The organism is Pseudomonas sp. MYb13 (assembly GCF_002980075.1).
GTDB lineage: Bacteria > Pseudomonadota > Gammaproteobacteria > Pseudomonadales > Pseudomonadaceae > Aquipseudomonas > Aquipseudomonas lurida.
Genome location: NZ_PCQI01000001.1, coordinates 448,527 through 463,289 on the forward strand (window position 1 = coordinate 448,527; position 14,763 = coordinate 463,289).

A 14,763-nucleotide genomic window follows, 5' to 3' on the forward strand; every position below is an offset into this window, starting at 1 on the left:
TCGGATTCAAAGGCGTATGGATACTATGCGCGCCATGCAAATACCCCTCGATCACCCCTTGCTGCAACGTATTGTCGACGACCTGGCCGAAAAGGGCTGGTCCCGGCAGGACGGCTTCCTGCCCCAGGCTCTGACCCTGGAACTGGCGGCTGAGTGCCATAAACGTGCAGCCGAGGGTGAGCTGGCCCCGGCAGCGGTGGGACGCGGCCCGGCCCAGGAGATTCGTGAAGGCATTCGCGGCGACCACATCCAGTGGCTGGAAGAGGGCGATGCAGCGGTCTGCGGCACCTATATGGCTTTGATGGACAGCCTGCGCCTGGCCATGAACCGCAGCCTCTTCCTGGGCCTGGAAGATTTCGAAAGCCACTTCGCGATGTACCCGCCAGGGGCGTTTTACCTCAAGCACCTGGACCGTTTTCGCGACGATGACCGACGCATGGTCTCGGCGGTGATTTACTTGAACGACGCCTGGCTGCCCGAGCATGGCGGCCAGTTGCGCATGTACCTCAAGGACGGCGTCGAATACGATGTGGTGCCCACCGGCGGTTGCCTGGTGGTGTTCCTGTCGGGCGAAGTGCCCCACGAAGTCCTGCCCGCTACGCGCGAACGCCTGTCCCTGACTGGCTGGTTCCGCCGGCGGGGCAACGAGCCGTTTTAATTATGCAAAAAATTCTGATCAGCCGCTGCCTGCTTGGCCACAAAGTGCGCTACGACGGCGGGGCCAGCGGGCCGTTCGACCAATTGGCCGCGTGGCAGGCCGAAGGGCGGGTGGTTGCGATCTGCCCGGAAGTATCGGGTGGCTTGCCGACGCCACGCCCGGCGGCGGAAATTCCGGGCGGGCAGGGCGTGGCGGTGTGGGAAGGCCGTGCCCAGGTGCTGACCGCCGAGGGCGAGGACTTCAGCGCCGCCTTCCTCGACGGTGCGCGCCAGGCCTTGGCGCTGGTGCAGCGTCACAACATCCGCATCGCTGTGCTCAAGGCCAATAGCCCGTCGTGTGGCAACCTGCTGACCTATGACGGCACCTTCACGGGCGTGAAGGTCCGCGGCGAGGGCGTGACGGCGGCGCTGCTCAAGCAGCATGGGGTGCTGGTGTTCAGTGAGTTGGAGTTGCCTGAGGCGTTAGTAGCGCTGGCGCAGCTATCGAAACCTGTGTAGGTCAAAATGTGGGAGGCTGGCTTGCCTACGATGGCAGCGTGTCAGCTAGCATCTCTGTTACTGGTCCACCGCTATCGCAGGCAAGCCAGCTCCCACATTGACTGAGTCAAATCCGAAAAATCACTGTGCCTTGGGAACCGGGGGCTCGGTCTCAAGCCACTTCTGCGCCAACGCCTTCAACCGCCCATCAGCCTTCACGCGCTGCAATGCCTTGTCCAAACTCGCCTTGAACGCCGGATTGCCCTTTTGGAACGGGATCACCAGTTCCGGCTTCTCGTTGTAAGCCTCACTCAAATCGAACCGATCCTGCAGCTCGGCAGTCATAGCGATATGGTTGATGGCCACGTCGTACTTGCCGGTTTCCACGCCTTGCAGCAGGTCGGTGTCATCGGTGGTGATGAATGAAGGTCGCACATCCATCTCCTTGGCCAGTTGCTCGCCGAGGTCAACTTCGAAGCCGGTGAGTTTGTCACCTTCCTTGAAGTTGAACGGCGGGGTGTTGGCTTCAAGGGCGATGCGCAGTTCGCCACGGTCGAAGACATCATCGATCAGTTCGGCATGAGCCAGGGGGCTCAGAAGGGGAAGCAACAGTAACAGGCCAGGCGAAAAGCGCATGGTCACTCCTAAAGAATTCGAATGTGCGAGGCGCCGTTCAGCATCGCTTTGCTATGGTGTTGAGTGCCTTGGACAGCAATTTGTCGCGAAGTTGTCATAACCCTACAGATTTCATAGAAAAACTGGAGAAGTGAATGAACGCCTTTTTGTCCCGTGTCACCCTGGCCTCCCTGATGCTGGGTGCTTCCATGTTGGCTACCGCCGCGGACGGTATCCCGCGCAGCGCTCCACCTGCAGATGCCAAAGTATTTATCGTCTCGCCGAAGGACGGCGCCACGGTGGATAAAACCTTCACCGTGAAGTTCGGCATGGAAGGCTTGAAACTGGCCCCGGCCACCAGCCAGGATCCAGGCACGGGTCACCACCATCTGCTGATCGACCAGAAAGCCCTGCCTGACGCCAGCGTGCCTATCCCGGCCACCGACACCGTGATTCACTACGGCAAGGCCCAGACCGAAACCGAACTGACCCTCACCCCAGGCAAGCACACCTTGCAGCTGGTTGCCGGTGACAAACTGCACATGCAGTTCAACCCGACTGTAGCCTCGAAAGTGATCACGGTTAACGTTAAGTAAGATTTGTTCAGATGAAAAAAAGGGAGCCCTGAAGGGCTCCCTTTTTTGTGCCGCGTCGAAACCTTAGAACAACACGCGGCTACGGATGGTGCCGTTGATGTGCTGCAGCTTCTCTTGCGCCAGGTCCGAGTACTCGGCGTCGACGTCGATGACCACGTAGCCAACCTTCTCGTTGGTCTGCAGGAACTGACCGGAGATGTTGATGCCGTTTTCCGCGAAGACCTTGTTGATTTCCATCATCACGCCAGGGATGTTCTGGTGGATGTGCAGCAGGCGGTGCTTGCCAGGGTGAGCCGGCAGGGCCACTTCCGGGAAGTTCACGGACGACACCGATGTACCGTTGTCGCTGTACTTGACCAGCTTCTCCGACACTTCCAGGCCAATGTTGGCCTGTGCCTCAGCGGTGGAACCGCCGATGTGGGGGGTCAGGATCACGTTGTCCAGGCCACGCAGCGGGCTTTCGAAGATGTCGTCGTTGGAGCGAGGCTCTACCGGGAACACGTCGATGGCGGCGCCGATCAGGTGCTTGTCCTTGATCGCGTCGGCCAGTGCATCCAGCTCGACCACGGTGCCGCGTGCGGCATTGATCAGGATGCCGCCTTTCTTGATGGCGCGGATTTCCTTCTCGCCGATCATCCACTGGGTCTCGGCGGTTTCCGGAACGTGCAGGGTCACGATGTCGGACATGCCCAGCAGCTCGGTCAGGCTGGCCACTTGCGTAGCGTTGCCCAATGGCAGCTTGGTCAGGGTGTCGTAGAAGAACACCTGCATGCCAAGGCCTTCAGCCAGGACCGACAGTTGAGTGCCGATCGAGCCGTAACCGACGATACCCAGCTTCTTGCCGCGGATTTCGAAGGAGTTGGCCGCGCTTTTGATCCAGCCGCCACGGTGGCAGGAAGCGTTCTTCTCAGGAATGCCGCGCAACAACAGGATCGCCTCGGCCAGCACCAATTCTGCAACGGAGCGGGTGTTGGAGTACGGTGCGTTGAATACCGCGATGCCGCGCTCGCGCGCTGCGTTGAGGTCGACCTGGTTGGTGCCGATGCAGAAACAGCCGACCGCCACGAGTTTCTTGGCGTGATCGAAGATCTCTTCGGTCAGCTGAGTGCGGGAGCGAATGCCGATAAAGTGCGCGTCGGCGATCTTTTCCTTTAGCTGGGCTTCCGGCAGAGAACTGGTGATGTACTCAATGCTGGTGTACCCGGCGGCTTTCAGAACGTCGACAGCCGATGGGTGGACGCCTTCCAGAAGAAGGAACTTGATCTTGCTCTTATCGAGAGAAGTCTTGCTCATCTGCGTAAACCTGTATCCCGGAGAAAAATGGCAGGGAATCGAATAGCCGGATGTGCCCTGATTCACCCATACCGTTCCCGTTTGACGGCGTCTGTTGCCGTCATGCTGCGCCAGCTATGAGTCGTCGCGGCGCCTTGCCTGACGGCAACAGCCACTCGTCAAACACAAACGTATGGGTAAATCAGGGCACAGAGCTGACCCGGACGGCAGGAAAGCCGTCACCGCAGAAACGCCTTTGGGCTCTGTCCTGCGGGGGCGGTATGCTAGCATACGCGCCCCGCTAACACTCATTCCTGCGACGTGAAGCGTTCTCAGGATGACCATGAATTGTTCGAGAGTTCTGTCGATGACCCATCCTGCCCTGATTGATGAGCTAAAGACCCTGGTTGAGCCCGGCAAAGTGCTGACCGATGCGGACTCACTGGAGGCTTACGGCAAGGATTGGACCAAGCACTTCGCGCCCGCGCCGACCGCCATCGTCTTCCCCAAGACCACTGAGCAGGTCCAGGCCATTGTGCGCTGGGCCAATGCCCGCAAAGTGGCACTGGTGCCCTCCGGTGGGCGTACCGGCCTGTCGGCAGCCGCGGTGGCGGCCAATGGCGAAGTGGTGGTGTCGTTCGACTACATGAACCAGATCCTCGACGTGAACCTCACCGACCGCACCGCCGTGTGCCAGCCGGGTGTGGTCACCAAGCAATTGCAGAACGTAGCCGAAGAAAAAGGCCTGTACTACCCGGTGGACTTCGCTTCGTCGGGTTCCAGCCAGATCGGCGGCAATATCGGTACCAATGCCGGCGGGATCAAGGTCATTCGCTACGGCATGACCCGCAACTGGGTGGCGGGCATGAAGGTCGTCACCGGCAAGGGCGACGTGCTGGAGCTGAACCGCGACCTGATCAAGAACGCTACCGGCTACGACATGCGCCAGCTGTTCATCGGCGCCGAAGGCACCCTGGGCTTTGTGGTCGAAGCCACCATGCGCCTGGACCGTGCGCCGAAAAACCTCACTGCCATGGTGCTGGGCACTACCGACTTTGATTCGATCATGCCGGTATTGCACGCGTTCCAGAGCAAGCTGGACCTGACCGCCTTCGAATTCTTCTCCGACAAGGCCCTGGCCAAGGTCATGGGCCGTGGCGACGTTCCGGCGCCGTTCGAAACCGAATGCCCGTTCTACGCGCTGCTGGAATTCGAAGCCACCACCGAAGAGGTTGCCAACCACGCGCTGGAAACCTTCGAACACTGCGTCGAGCAGGGCTGGGTGCTGGACGGCGTGATGAGCCAGAGCGAAACCCAGCTGCACAACCTGTGGAAACTGCGCGAGTACATCTCCGAAACCATTTCCCACTGGACGCCGTACAAGAATGATATTTCGGTCACGGTCTCCAAAGTGCCGGCGTTCTTGAAGGAAATCGACGCCATCGTCGGCGAACATTACCCGGATTTCGAAATTGTCTGGTTCGGCCACATCGGCGACGGCAACCTGCACCTGAACATCCTCAAGCCGGAAAACCTGAGCAAGGACGAGTTCTTCGCCAAGTGCGCCACCGTGAACAAGTGGGTCTTCGAAACCGTCGAGAAGTACAACGGTTCGATCTCGGCTGAACACGGCGTGGGCATGACCAAGCGGGATTACCTGACCTACAGTCGCTCGCCGGTTGAAATCGAATACATGAAGGCAGTTAAAGCGGTGTTCGACCCGAACGGGATCATGAACCCAGGCAAGATCTTCGCTGTTTAATCGCCCCTGAAGGAGTCGTTCCATGAGCTACCAGCACAAGTATGTCGACGGCACCAACATCCACTTTCCGGTCGGTAAAGTGGTGTGTATCGGGCGTAACTACGCCGAACATGCCAAGGAACTGGACAACCCGGTACCGACCGAACCGTTGCTGTTCATCAAGCCGGGCAGTTGCGTGGTGCCGTTGGAAGGCGGTTTCAGCATCCCCACCGAACGCGGTTCTGTGCACTACGAGGCGGAAATCGCGGTGTTGATCGGCAAACCGCTGTCGACCAAGCCCAGCCGTGAAGAAGTGCTGGATGCCATCTCCGGCTTCGCCCCGGCCCTGGACCTGACCCTGCGTGACAAACAGGCCGAGCTGAAAGCCAAGGGCCTGCCGTGGGAAATCGCCAAGTCGTTCGACGGCGCGGCGGTGATTGCACCGTTTGTGGTGGGCAGCACCTTCCCGGACGTCACTGACATCGGCATCCGCCTGACCATCAATGGCGAAGTCCGCCAGGACGGCAACAGCGCGATCATGCTCAACCCGATCATCCCGATGATCCAGTACATGGCCGGCTGCTTCTCGCTGCAGGCCGGCGATGTGATCCTCACGGGCACCCCAGCCGGCGTGGGCCCGCTGAATGTGGGTGATGAGCTGGTGCTGGAACTGTCGGGCGTGAACCGCTTCGAAAGCAGCGTGCGCTAAAAGCAGCACGCCGCTCACAGGTGGGGGCTGGCTTGCCTGCGATAGCAGCAGCGGGGTGTCAATAGCACACCGCGTTGCCTGCATCGCGGGCAAGCCCGGCGCTCACAGGGGTGTACGTGCAGCCGCAAATTCCGTGCTTTTGCATTTTTTTCACACGCCATCCGGATAATCCTTCGGGCTCGAGCGCGCGGTTCCGCGGAACCTGTGCTATCACCTAACGCTGATTTCCCGGATAAAGTGCCCAATGGCCGTGCCCCTGCCTACCGTCACCCCCAAGTTGCGTTCCCGATTTGCCCTGCGCTGGTATTCCTGGCTGTTTCTCGCCGGTGCCGTTGTGTATGGCATTGCCTGGGCCATGCACTGGGATGATCGCGGCATGTTGTGGGTACTGGAACGTTTTGAGACGCCCGCCGAACGCCAGGAAAGCGTGTGGCTACCGGACTACCACGCCGTCATCGACGCCAAGTTGCTGCCGGGCATGGAAAAGGACGAAGCCTCGGACCTGGCGTACAACCCCCAGACCAAGACGCTGTTCTCCGTTATGGGCAAGAACCCGTTCCTTGTCGAGCTGACCTTGCAAGGCGATGTGCTGCGCAAGATGCCACTCAATGGCTGGAACAACCCCGAAGGGCTGACGGTGATGGAAAACGGCCTGATGGCCGTGGTCGACGAGCGCCAGCACAGCCTGACGATCATCAAGATCGACGCGACTACCACGGCATTGAACAAGGCTGACTTCTCGAGTTATGACCTGGGCCCGTCCAAAGACCAGAACAAAGCCTTTGAAGCCATCACCTGGGACAAGCGTCATCAGCAGTTGATCCTGGGCGAAGAGCGCCCAGCGGCGCTGTTTACCTGGAAAAGCGACGGCGGCCCGACCCTCGCGGGCGATAAGGTCAAGCTGGCCAGCAGCGAGCTGGACATGCGCAACCTCTCCGCACTGGCCGTCGACCCGCGCACTGGGCATCTGCTGGCGTTGTCGGCCGACTCCCATCTGTTGCTGGAGTTGGACGAGAAGGGCGAGCAAGTCAGCTTCATGACGTTGCTTGGCGGCTTCAATGGCCTCAAAGACACGATTCCTCGTGCCGAAGGGGTGACCATGGACGAGGACGGCACGTTGTACATGGTCAGTGAGCCCAACCTGTTCTATCGGTTCGAAAAGCAGAAATAGCAGACAAATTACGTCGGATATTTCTCCATGAGCGGCATTCGCCAGACATCAGGGCATGTTTAAGTTTAAATTCAGACAGGCGTGATATTCATTCGCCACTTTTGACTTTGAGCCCGCCCGATGCAACGACTAGCCCGCCCCAAACCGCTCTTCTTTATGCTTGTGCTGATCGCCCTGGTCAGCGTCGGGGCCGTTGCACAGCATTTTCGCCTGTTCGAGCGCGCCTGGTTCAACTGGCAGGCGTGGCGCCAGCCGATGGACCAGCGCTCCATCGGCCTGGCGGATTACCGGGTGACCCTGGAGGCCCAGGTCATCGAAGGGCTTGATGACGATGTGTCGGCCCTGACCTACGACCCCGTGCGCAAAAGCCTGTTTACCGTCACCAACAAAAACGCCGAGCTGATCGAACTGTCCCTCCAGGGCAAGATCCTGCGGCGTATCCCCTTGGTGGGCTTTGGCGATGCCGAGGCGGTGGAATTTATCAGCGACAACATTTATGTCATCAGCGATGAGCGCCAGCAGCGGCTGATCAAGGTGCATGTGGACGATGACACGCAATTCCTCGACGCCGCCGATGCGGAGCAAATGACCCTGGGCCTGCACGTCGGTGGCAACAAGGGGTTTGAAGGGTTGGCCTATGACTCGGAGGGCAAGCGCCTGTTCGTGGCCAAGGAGCGCGACCCGATGCTGATCTACGAGGTCCACGGCTTCCCGCATTTCAAACCGGAAAAAACCTACTCGGTGCACGTGGTCAACAACCCCAAGCGTGATGCCGGCTTGTTTGTGCGTGACCTGTCGAGCCTGCAATACGATGAGCGCAGCGGGCATTTGCTGGCGCTGTCGGATGAGTCGTTCCTGGTGCTGGAGCTGGATATCGACGGTCGCCCGTTGAGCAGTCTGTCACTGCTCAACGGGCGCCATGGCCTGACGAAGCGGGTGCCGCAGGCCGAAGGGATCGCCATGGATGACGAGGGCACGTTGTACCTCGTCAGCGAGCCGAACCTGTTCTACGTGTTCAAAAAACCCACGCCTTGAAGCAACACAGGCATGTGCATCAAGCCTTGAGGGTTTTCACGCCTTCGGAGGTGCCCAGCAGCAGGACATCAGCCGGGCGTGCAGCGAACAAACCGTTGGTGACCACGCCGACGATCGCATTGATCTGAGTCTCCAGCGCCACCGGGTTGGTGATCTGCATGTTGAACACGTCGAGGATGATGTTGCCGTTGTCGGTCAACACACCTTCGCGGTACACCGGGTCGCCGCCCAGTTTCACCAGCTCGCGGGCCACGTGGCTGCGGGCCATCGGAATGACTTCTACCGGCAGCGGGAAGGCCCCGAGTACCGGCACCAACTTGCTGGCGTCGGCGATGCAGATAAAGGTCTTGGCCACGGCCGCGACGATTTTCTCGCGGGTCAGGGCGGCGCCGCCGCCCTTGATCAGGTTCAGGTGCTCGTCGCTCTCATCGGCGCCGTCGACGTAGAACTCCAGGTCGCTCACGGTGTTGAGCTCGTACACCGGAATGCCGTGCCCCTTGAGCCGTGCAGCAGTCGCTTCGGAACTGGCCACGGCGCCGTCGAATGCGCCCTTGTGCTGGGCCAGCGCATCGATAAAGCAGTTGGCGGTGGAGCCGGTGCCGACACCGACGATGCTTTTGTCGTCGAGTTTAGGAAGGATTAAATCGACGGCGGCCTGGGCCACTGCCTGTTTGAGTTGATCCTGGGTCATGCGGGCTCCGGAACGGGCGGGGAGTAAAGAGGGGCGCGAGTATAACCCAACAAAACCTCGGGATTCGTGTGGTCGCCCGCCCAAACGCTGGGTTAGACTCCTTGGCCCTGCCCAACTCGCCCAGTGATTTCCGCCGATGCTTGAACAGTACGTCAAAAAGATCCTCACCTCGCGCGTTTACGACGTTGCCGTAGAAACCCCGTTGCAGACCGCCCGCCAGCTCTCGGAGCGTCTGGGCAACAAGGTCTGGCTCAAGCGTGAAGACTTGCAGCCGGTGTTCTCGTTCAAGATTCGCGGCGCCTATAACAAGCTGACCCAATTGACTGCGCAAGAGCGTGCGCGTGGCGTCGTCACGGCGTCGGCCGGCAATCATGCCCAGGGCCTGGCCCTGGCGGCGAAGGTGCTGGGGGTCAAAGCCACCATCGTGATGCCCAAGACCACCCCCGAGATCAAGGTCGAAGGCGTGCGCTCCCGGGGCGGCAAAGTGGTGCTGCATGGCGATTCCTTCCCGGAAGCCCTGGCCTACTCGCTGAAACTGGTCGACGAAAAAGGCTACGTCTACATCCACCCCTACGATGATCCACACACCATTGCCGGGCAGGGAACCGTGGCGATGGAAATCCTGCGCCAGCACCCGGGGCCGCTGGACGCGATTTTCGTGCCGGTGGGCGGCGGCGGGCTGATCGCCGGTATTGCGGCGTACGTGAAATACCTGCGCCCGGAGATCAAGGTCATCGGCGTCGAGCCGGACGACTCCAACTGCCTGCAAGCCGCCATGGCCGCCGGCGAGCGCGTGGTGTTGCCGACCGTCGGGCTGTTTGCCGATGGCGTGGCGGTGGCGCAGATCGGCCAGCACACCTTCGACATCTGCAAGGACTACGTGGATGAAGTGATCACCGTGAGCACCGATGAAATCTGTGCGGCGATCAAGGACATCTACGACGACACCCGCTCCATCACCGAGCCTGCGGGCGCCTTGGGCGTGGCGGGTATCAAGAAATACGTGGAGACCCGTGGCGTGACCGGGCAGACCCTGGTGGCCATCGACTCCGGTGCCAACGTCAACTTCGACCGCCTGCGCCATGTCGCCGAGCGCGCCGAGCTGGGTGAAGGCCGCGAAGCCATCATTGCCGTGACCATCCCCGAGAAGCCCGGCAGCTTCAAGGCGTTCTGCGAGGCCGTGGGCAAGCGCCAGATCACCGAATTCAACTACCGCTACCACTCTGGCAGCGAGGCGCACATCTTCGTCGGCGTGCAGACCCACCCGGAAAACGATCCGCGCAGCGCCTTGATCGCCAGCCTCACCAGCCAGGGCTTCCCGGTGCTGGACCTGACCGAGAACGAACTGGCCAAGTTGCACATTCGTCATATGGTCGGTGGGCATGCGGCCAAGGTCAGCGATGAAGTGGTATTGCGTTTCGAATTCCCGGAACGTCCGGGAGCGCTGTTCAACTTTCTTAACAAATTGGGCGGGCGCTGGAACATCTCGATGTTCCACTATCGCAACCACGGCGCCGCAGATGGCCGTGTGGTCGCCGGCCTGCAAGTGCCGGCGGACGAGCGCCACCTGGTACCGGCAGCCCTGGAGGCCATTGGCTACCCGTATTGGGACGAAAGCGATAACCCGGCCTACAAACTGTTCCTCGGTTGAGCGACTACGCTGATTGGGGCGGCCTTTAAGGAAGACGACACATGGAAACCCTCTCCACCCTGGCAACCCTGAAAGTTATCCACATCGCAGCCACTGTGTTGTTGCTGCTCAGCGGCCTGGCGCTGGCGTTACTGGCGTGGCGCAAACGCAGTGCAGGCCCGGCGGTGACCGTGCAACGCCCGTGGGTGTTTGTATGGCTGTTGATGGGACTGTGCGTGGTCAGCATGCCGTTTACCGGCTGGTGGCTGGTCCATCTGGTTGGCTGGCCGTTGGGGCAGACCTGGATCCTGGGTTCCAGCATCCTCTATACCGTGGCGGCACTGGCGTGGTTCTGGCTGGTGGCGCGGCTGAATCGCCTGCGCAAGGGCGATGGCGGTAGCTTGAATTTTACCCTGGTGCTGGCGGTGGTCAGCCTCGTCGGGTTTGTGGCGATTGCCGGGTTGATGGGGGCCAAGCCGGTTTAAGGCTCAAGACCGAGTCGGCTTCATCGCAGGCAGGCGAGCGCCCACATTTTGAACGGTGAACACCGTCAAAGGTGGGCGCTGGCTTGCCTGCGCTAGGGCCATCAGCTGCGCAGCGTGATCACTGGCCAGCCGCGCTTCTCGGCCTCGGCCCGCAGGTTCGGGTCCGGATCCACCGCCACCGGGTGGGTGACCTGCTCCAGCAACGGCAGGTCGTTCATCGAATCGCTGTAGAAGTAGCTGTCTTCCAGGGTGTAGCCGGTTTCTTCCAGCCAACGGTTCAGGCGTGTCACCTTGCCTTCGCGGAAACACGGCACATCGGTGCTGCGCCCCGTGTAGCGGCCGTTTTCCATCTCGCACTCCGTGGCGATCAGGGTTTCCACACCCAGCCGTGCCGCAATCGGTGCGGTGACAAAACGGTTGGTGGCGGTGATGATCACCAGCTTGTCACCGGCGGCGCGGTGCTTGGCCAGCAGTTCCAAGGCCAGCGGCAGCATGATCGGCTCGATGCAGTCGCGCATGTAGTCGTTGTGCCACTCGTCCAGTTGGGCCCGCTCGGTGCGGCCGAGGATTTCTAGGCAAAAGTTCAGGTAGGCGGCGTTGTCCAGCGTGCCGGCCAGGTAGTCCTGGTAGAACTCGTCGTTGCGGGCCTTGTAGGCAACCGGGTCGAGAATCCCGCGTTCACAGAGGTAATCGCCCCAGGCGTGGTCGCTGTCACCGCCGAGAAGGGTGTTGTCCAAGTCGAATAAAGCCAGGCGCATTGCAGTTACTCGCTGAAAAGTCTGTAAAAAGGCGTCCAGAATACGGTCTTTTCACAAGAGTGCACATAAGGTAAGAAGCCTCGTTGCCGCTTCATCAACCTTTGTGGAACAATGCGGCGACATGCGTTTGCGAGGTTGTTGCCGTGATCGACCCCGATGGTTTCCGTCCTAATGTCGGGATTATTCTTACGAATGATGCCGGACAGGTGCTATGGGCTCGCCGAATCAACCAAGATGCCTGGCAGTTTCCTCAAGGTGGAATCAACCCCGACGAAACCCCTGAAGACGCCTTGTACCGTGAGTTGAACGAAGAAGTCGGCCTTGAGCGCGAAGATGTACAAATTCTGGCCTGTACCCGTGGCTGGTTGCGCTATCGTTTGCCGCAACGCCTGGTGCGTACCCACAGCCAACCGCTGTGCATCGGCCAGAAGCAGAAATGGTTTCTCCTGCGCCTGATCTCCAACGAGCAGCGGGTGCGGATGGATTTGACCGGTAAACCGGAGTTCGATGGCTGGCGCTGGGTCAGCTATTGGTACCCGTTGGGCCAGGTGGTGACATTCAAGCGCGAGGTTTATCGTCGCGCTCTCAAAGAGCTTGCCCCGCGCCTTTTAGCGCGCGACTGACGACGGAGTTCGACCCCGAGCCATGCTCAATACGCTGCGCAAGATCGTCCAGGAAGTTAACTCCGCCAAGGATCTCAAGGCGGCGTTGGGGATTATTGTGTTGCGCGTCAAGGAAGCCATGGGCAGCCAGGTCTGCTCGGTTTACCTGCTGGACCCCGAGACCAACCGTTTTGTGCTGATGGCCACCGAGGGCTTGAACAAGCGCTCCATCGGCAAGGTCAGCATGGCGCCCAATGAAGGTCTTGTGGGCCTGGTGGGGACGCGTGAAGAACCCCTGAACCTTGAAAACGCGGCCGATCACCCGCGTTATCGCTACTTTGCCGAAACCGGCGAGGAGCGTTACGCCTCGTTCCTCGGCGCGCCGATCATTCACCACCGCCGCGTCGTCGGCGTGTTGGTCATCCAGCAAAAAGAGCGCCGTCAGTTCGACGAAGGTGAAGAAGCCTTCCTCGTGACCATGAGCGCGCAGCTCGCCGGGGTTATTGCCCACGCCGAAGCCACCGGCTCGATTCGCGGCCTGGGACGCCAGGGCAAGGGGATCCAGGAAGCCAAGTTCGTCGGCGTGCCGGGTTCGCCGGGTGCGGCGGTCGGTACCGCCGTGGTCATGCTGCCGCCGGCCGATCTCGATGTGGTGCCGGACAAGACCGTCGATGACATCGACGCTGAAATCAAACTGTTCAAGACCGCCCTGGAAGGCGTGCGCGCCGACATGCGCAACCTGTCGACCAAGCTGGCCACGCAACTGCGGCCCGAAGAGCGCGCGCTGTTCGACGTGTACCAGATGATGCTGGATGACGCGTCGCTGGGTAATGAAGTCAAGACCGTGATCAAGACCGGCCAATGGGCCCAGGGCGCCCTGCGCCAGGTGGTCACCGATCACGTCAACCGATTCGAACTGATGGACGACGCCTACCTGCGCGAGCGTGCCTCGGATGTGCGTGACCTCGGTCGCCGTCTGCTGGCCTACCTGCAGGAAGACCGCACCACCAACCTGGTCTACCCCGACAACACCATCCTGATCAGTGAAGAACTGACCGCCACCATGCTCGGCGAAGTGCCGGAAGGCAAACTGGTCGGCCTGGTGTCGGTACTGGGTTCGGGTAACTCCCACGTCGCGATCCTGGCCCGGGCCATGGGCATCCCGACGGTGATGGGCCTGGTGGACCTGCCGTATTCCAAGGTGGATGGTATCGACATGATCGTCGATGGCCATCGCGGCGAAGTGTTTACCAACCCCAGTGAAGTGCTGCGCAAGCAGTACGCCGAAGTGGTTGAAGAAGAGAAGCAACTGGCGCTGGGCCTCGACTCATTGCGCGAACTGCCGTGCGTGACCACCGACGGCCATCGTGTGCCGCTGCTGGTAAATACCGGCCTGCTGGCCGACGTCGCCCGTGCGCAGCAGCGCGGCGCCGAAGGGGTGGGGCTGTACCGCACCGAAGTGCCGTTCATGATCAACCAGCGTTTCCCGAGTGAGAAGGAGCAGCTGGCGATTTATCGCGAGCAACTGCAAGCCTTCCACCCGTTGCCGGTGACGATGCGCAGCCTGGACATCGGCGGCGACAAGTCACTGTCTTATTTCCCGATCAAGGAAGACAACCCCTTCCTCGGCTGGCGCGGTATTCGCGTCACCCTCGACCACCCTGAAATTTTCCTCGTACAGACCCGCGCCATGCTCAAGGCCAGCGAAGGCCTGAACAACCTGCGCATCCTGCTGCCGATGATCTCCGGCACCCATGAGTTGGAAGAGGCATTGCACCTGATCCACCGGGCCTGGGGCGAGGTACGCGACGAAGGCGCCGACGTGCCGATGCCGCCGATTGGCGTGATGATCGAAATCCCGGCGGCGGTCTACCAGGCCAAGGAGCTGGCGCGGCAGGTGGACTTCCTGTCGGTGGGCTCCAACGACCTGACCCAATACCTGCTGGCCGTGGACCGTAACAACCCACGGGTGGCCGACCTCTACGACTACCTGCACCCGGCCGTGCTGCAAGCGCTGCAACATGTGGTGCGCGACGCCCATGCCGAAGGCAAGCCGGTGAGCATCTGCGGTGAAATGGCCGGCGACCCGGCGGCGGCGGTGCTGTTGATGGCGATGGGCTTTGACAGCCTGTCGATGAACGCCACCAACTTGCCAAAGGTGAAGTGGATGTTGCGCCAGGTTGAACTGAGCATGGCCAAGGACCTGCTGGCGGAGTTGATGACCATCGACAACCCGCAAGTTATCCACAGCTCGTTGCAATTGGCGCTGAAGAACCTGGGGCTGACGCGGATGATCAACCCAGGGTCGGCAAAAACCCTCTAGA

The 14,763-nt window shown here is 60.7% G+C and carries 15 protein-coding genes; 11 read left to right on the forward strand and 4 right to left on the reverse strand.

Annotation, left to right across the window (positions count from 1 at the left end; all coding sequences use genetic code 11):
* Window positions 1-25 precede the first annotated feature (25 nt).
* Together CQ002_RS02085 and CQ002_RS02090 are read left to right on the forward strand one after the other, a co-directional pair.
* Window positions 26-658 (forward strand): 2OG-Fe(II) oxygenase, encoded by a 633-nt coding sequence (locus tag CQ002_RS02085; protein ID WP_034110059.1) that lies wholly within the window; start codon window positions 26-28, stop codon window positions 656-658.
* 2 nt (window positions 659-660) lie between these two features.
* Window positions 661-1,155: a DUF523 domain-containing protein gene (locus CQ002_RS02090; RefSeq protein WP_105163022.1), complete on the forward strand. Its 495-nt coding sequence runs from the start codon at window positions 661-663 to the stop codon at window positions 1,153-1,155.
* A 120-nt stretch (window positions 1,156-1,275) separates the two neighbouring features.
* Here the strand turns inward: CQ002_RS02090 and CQ002_RS02095 are convergent, their stop codons facing one another.
* Window positions 1,276-1,770 (reverse strand): transporter substrate-binding domain-containing protein, encoded by a 495-nt coding sequence (locus tag CQ002_RS02095; RefSeq protein ID WP_034110055.1) that lies wholly within the window; start codon window positions 1,768-1,770, stop codon window positions 1,276-1,278.
* Window positions 1,771-1,904: 134 nt separating this feature from the next.
* Here CQ002_RS02095 and CQ002_RS02100 point away from each other — a divergent pair, with 134 nt between their 5' ends.
* Window positions 1,905-2,345: a DUF4399 domain-containing protein gene (locus tag CQ002_RS02100; protein WP_034110052.1), complete on the forward strand. Its 441-nt coding sequence runs from the start codon at window positions 1,905-1,907 to the stop codon at window positions 2,343-2,345.
* A 63-nt stretch (window positions 2,346-2,408) separates the two neighbouring features.
* On the opposite strand, the gene serA is transcribed toward CQ002_RS02100, so the two are convergent.
* A complete protein-coding gene (gene serA, locus CQ002_RS02105; RefSeq protein ID WP_003195214.1) occupies window positions 2,409-3,638 on the reverse strand; it encodes a phosphoglycerate dehydrogenase in 1,230 nt (409 codons plus the stop codon).
* Window positions 3,639-3,984: 346 nt separating this feature from the next.
* On the opposite strand from serA, the gene CQ002_RS02115 reads away from it, so the two are divergent.
* The 4 genes from CQ002_RS02115 to CQ002_RS02130 all read left to right on the forward strand — a co-directional run bounded on the left by CQ002_RS02115 (window position 3,985) and on the right by CQ002_RS02130 (window position 8,273).
* Window positions 3,985-5,379 carry an FAD-binding oxidoreductase gene (locus CQ002_RS02115; RefSeq protein WP_034110050.1) on the forward strand — a complete coding sequence of 465 codons (1,395 nt, stop codon included), beginning with the start codon at window positions 3,985-3,987 and terminating at the stop codon, window positions 5,377-5,379.
* A gap of 22 nt (window positions 5,380-5,401) precedes the next feature.
* Window positions 5,402-6,067 (forward strand): fumarylacetoacetate hydrolase family protein, encoded by a 666-nt coding sequence (locus CQ002_RS02120; protein WP_034110048.1) that lies wholly within the window; start codon window positions 5,402-5,404, stop codon window positions 6,065-6,067.
* Window positions 6,068-6,311: 244 nt separating this feature from the next.
* A complete protein-coding gene (locus CQ002_RS02125; RefSeq protein WP_034110047.1) occupies window positions 6,312-7,238 on the forward strand; it encodes an SdiA-regulated domain-containing protein in 927 nt (308 codons plus the stop codon).
* Window positions 7,239-7,358: 120 nt separating this feature from the next.
* Complete coding sequence (locus CQ002_RS02130) at window positions 7,359-8,273, forward strand: SdiA-regulated domain-containing protein (RefSeq protein WP_105163021.1); 915 nt, start codon at window positions 7,359-7,361, stop codon at window positions 8,271-8,273.
* 19 nt (window positions 8,274-8,292) lie between these two features.
* Here CQ002_RS02130 and rpiA read toward each other — a convergent pair whose 3' ends face one another.
* Window positions 8,293-8,964, reverse strand: a complete 672-nt coding sequence (rpiA, locus tag CQ002_RS02135) for a ribose-5-phosphate isomerase RpiA (RefSeq protein WP_034110042.1) — start codon at window positions 8,962-8,964, stop codon at window positions 8,293-8,295.
* A 136-nt stretch (window positions 8,965-9,100) separates the two neighbouring features.
* Between rpiA and ilvA the strand changes: the two genes are divergently transcribed.
* Window positions 9,101-10,615 (forward strand): threonine ammonia-lyase, biosynthetic, encoded by a 1,515-nt coding sequence (gene ilvA, locus CQ002_RS02140; RefSeq protein WP_034110040.1) that lies wholly within the window; start codon window positions 9,101-9,103, stop codon window positions 10,613-10,615.
* Between the two features lie 41 nt (window positions 10,616-10,656).
* Window positions 10,657-11,079 (forward strand): DUF2269 family protein, encoded by a 423-nt coding sequence (locus CQ002_RS02145; RefSeq protein ID WP_105163020.1) that lies wholly within the window; start codon window positions 10,657-10,659, stop codon window positions 11,077-11,079.
* Between the two features lie 101 nt (window positions 11,080-11,180).
* Here the strand turns inward: CQ002_RS02145 and CQ002_RS02150 are convergent, their stop codons facing one another.
* Window positions 11,181-11,837, reverse strand: coding sequence for an HAD family phosphatase (locus tag CQ002_RS02150; RefSeq protein ID WP_069078501.1), 657 nt, complete (start codon window positions 11,835-11,837; stop codon window positions 11,181-11,183).
* A gap of 143 nt (window positions 11,838-11,980) precedes the next feature.
* Between CQ002_RS02150 and CQ002_RS02155 the strand changes: the two genes are divergently transcribed.
* Window positions 11,981-12,460: an RNA pyrophosphohydrolase gene (locus CQ002_RS02155; RefSeq protein WP_003176750.1), complete on the forward strand. Its 480-nt coding sequence runs from the start codon at window positions 11,981-11,983 to the stop codon at window positions 12,458-12,460.
* A gap of 22 nt (window positions 12,461-12,482) precedes the next feature.
* Window positions 12,483-14,762, forward strand: a complete 2,280-nt coding sequence (ptsP, locus tag CQ002_RS02160) for a phosphoenolpyruvate--protein phosphotransferase (protein WP_034110035.1) — start codon at window positions 12,483-12,485, stop codon at window positions 14,760-14,762.
* Window position 14,763: the final 1 nt, after the last annotated feature.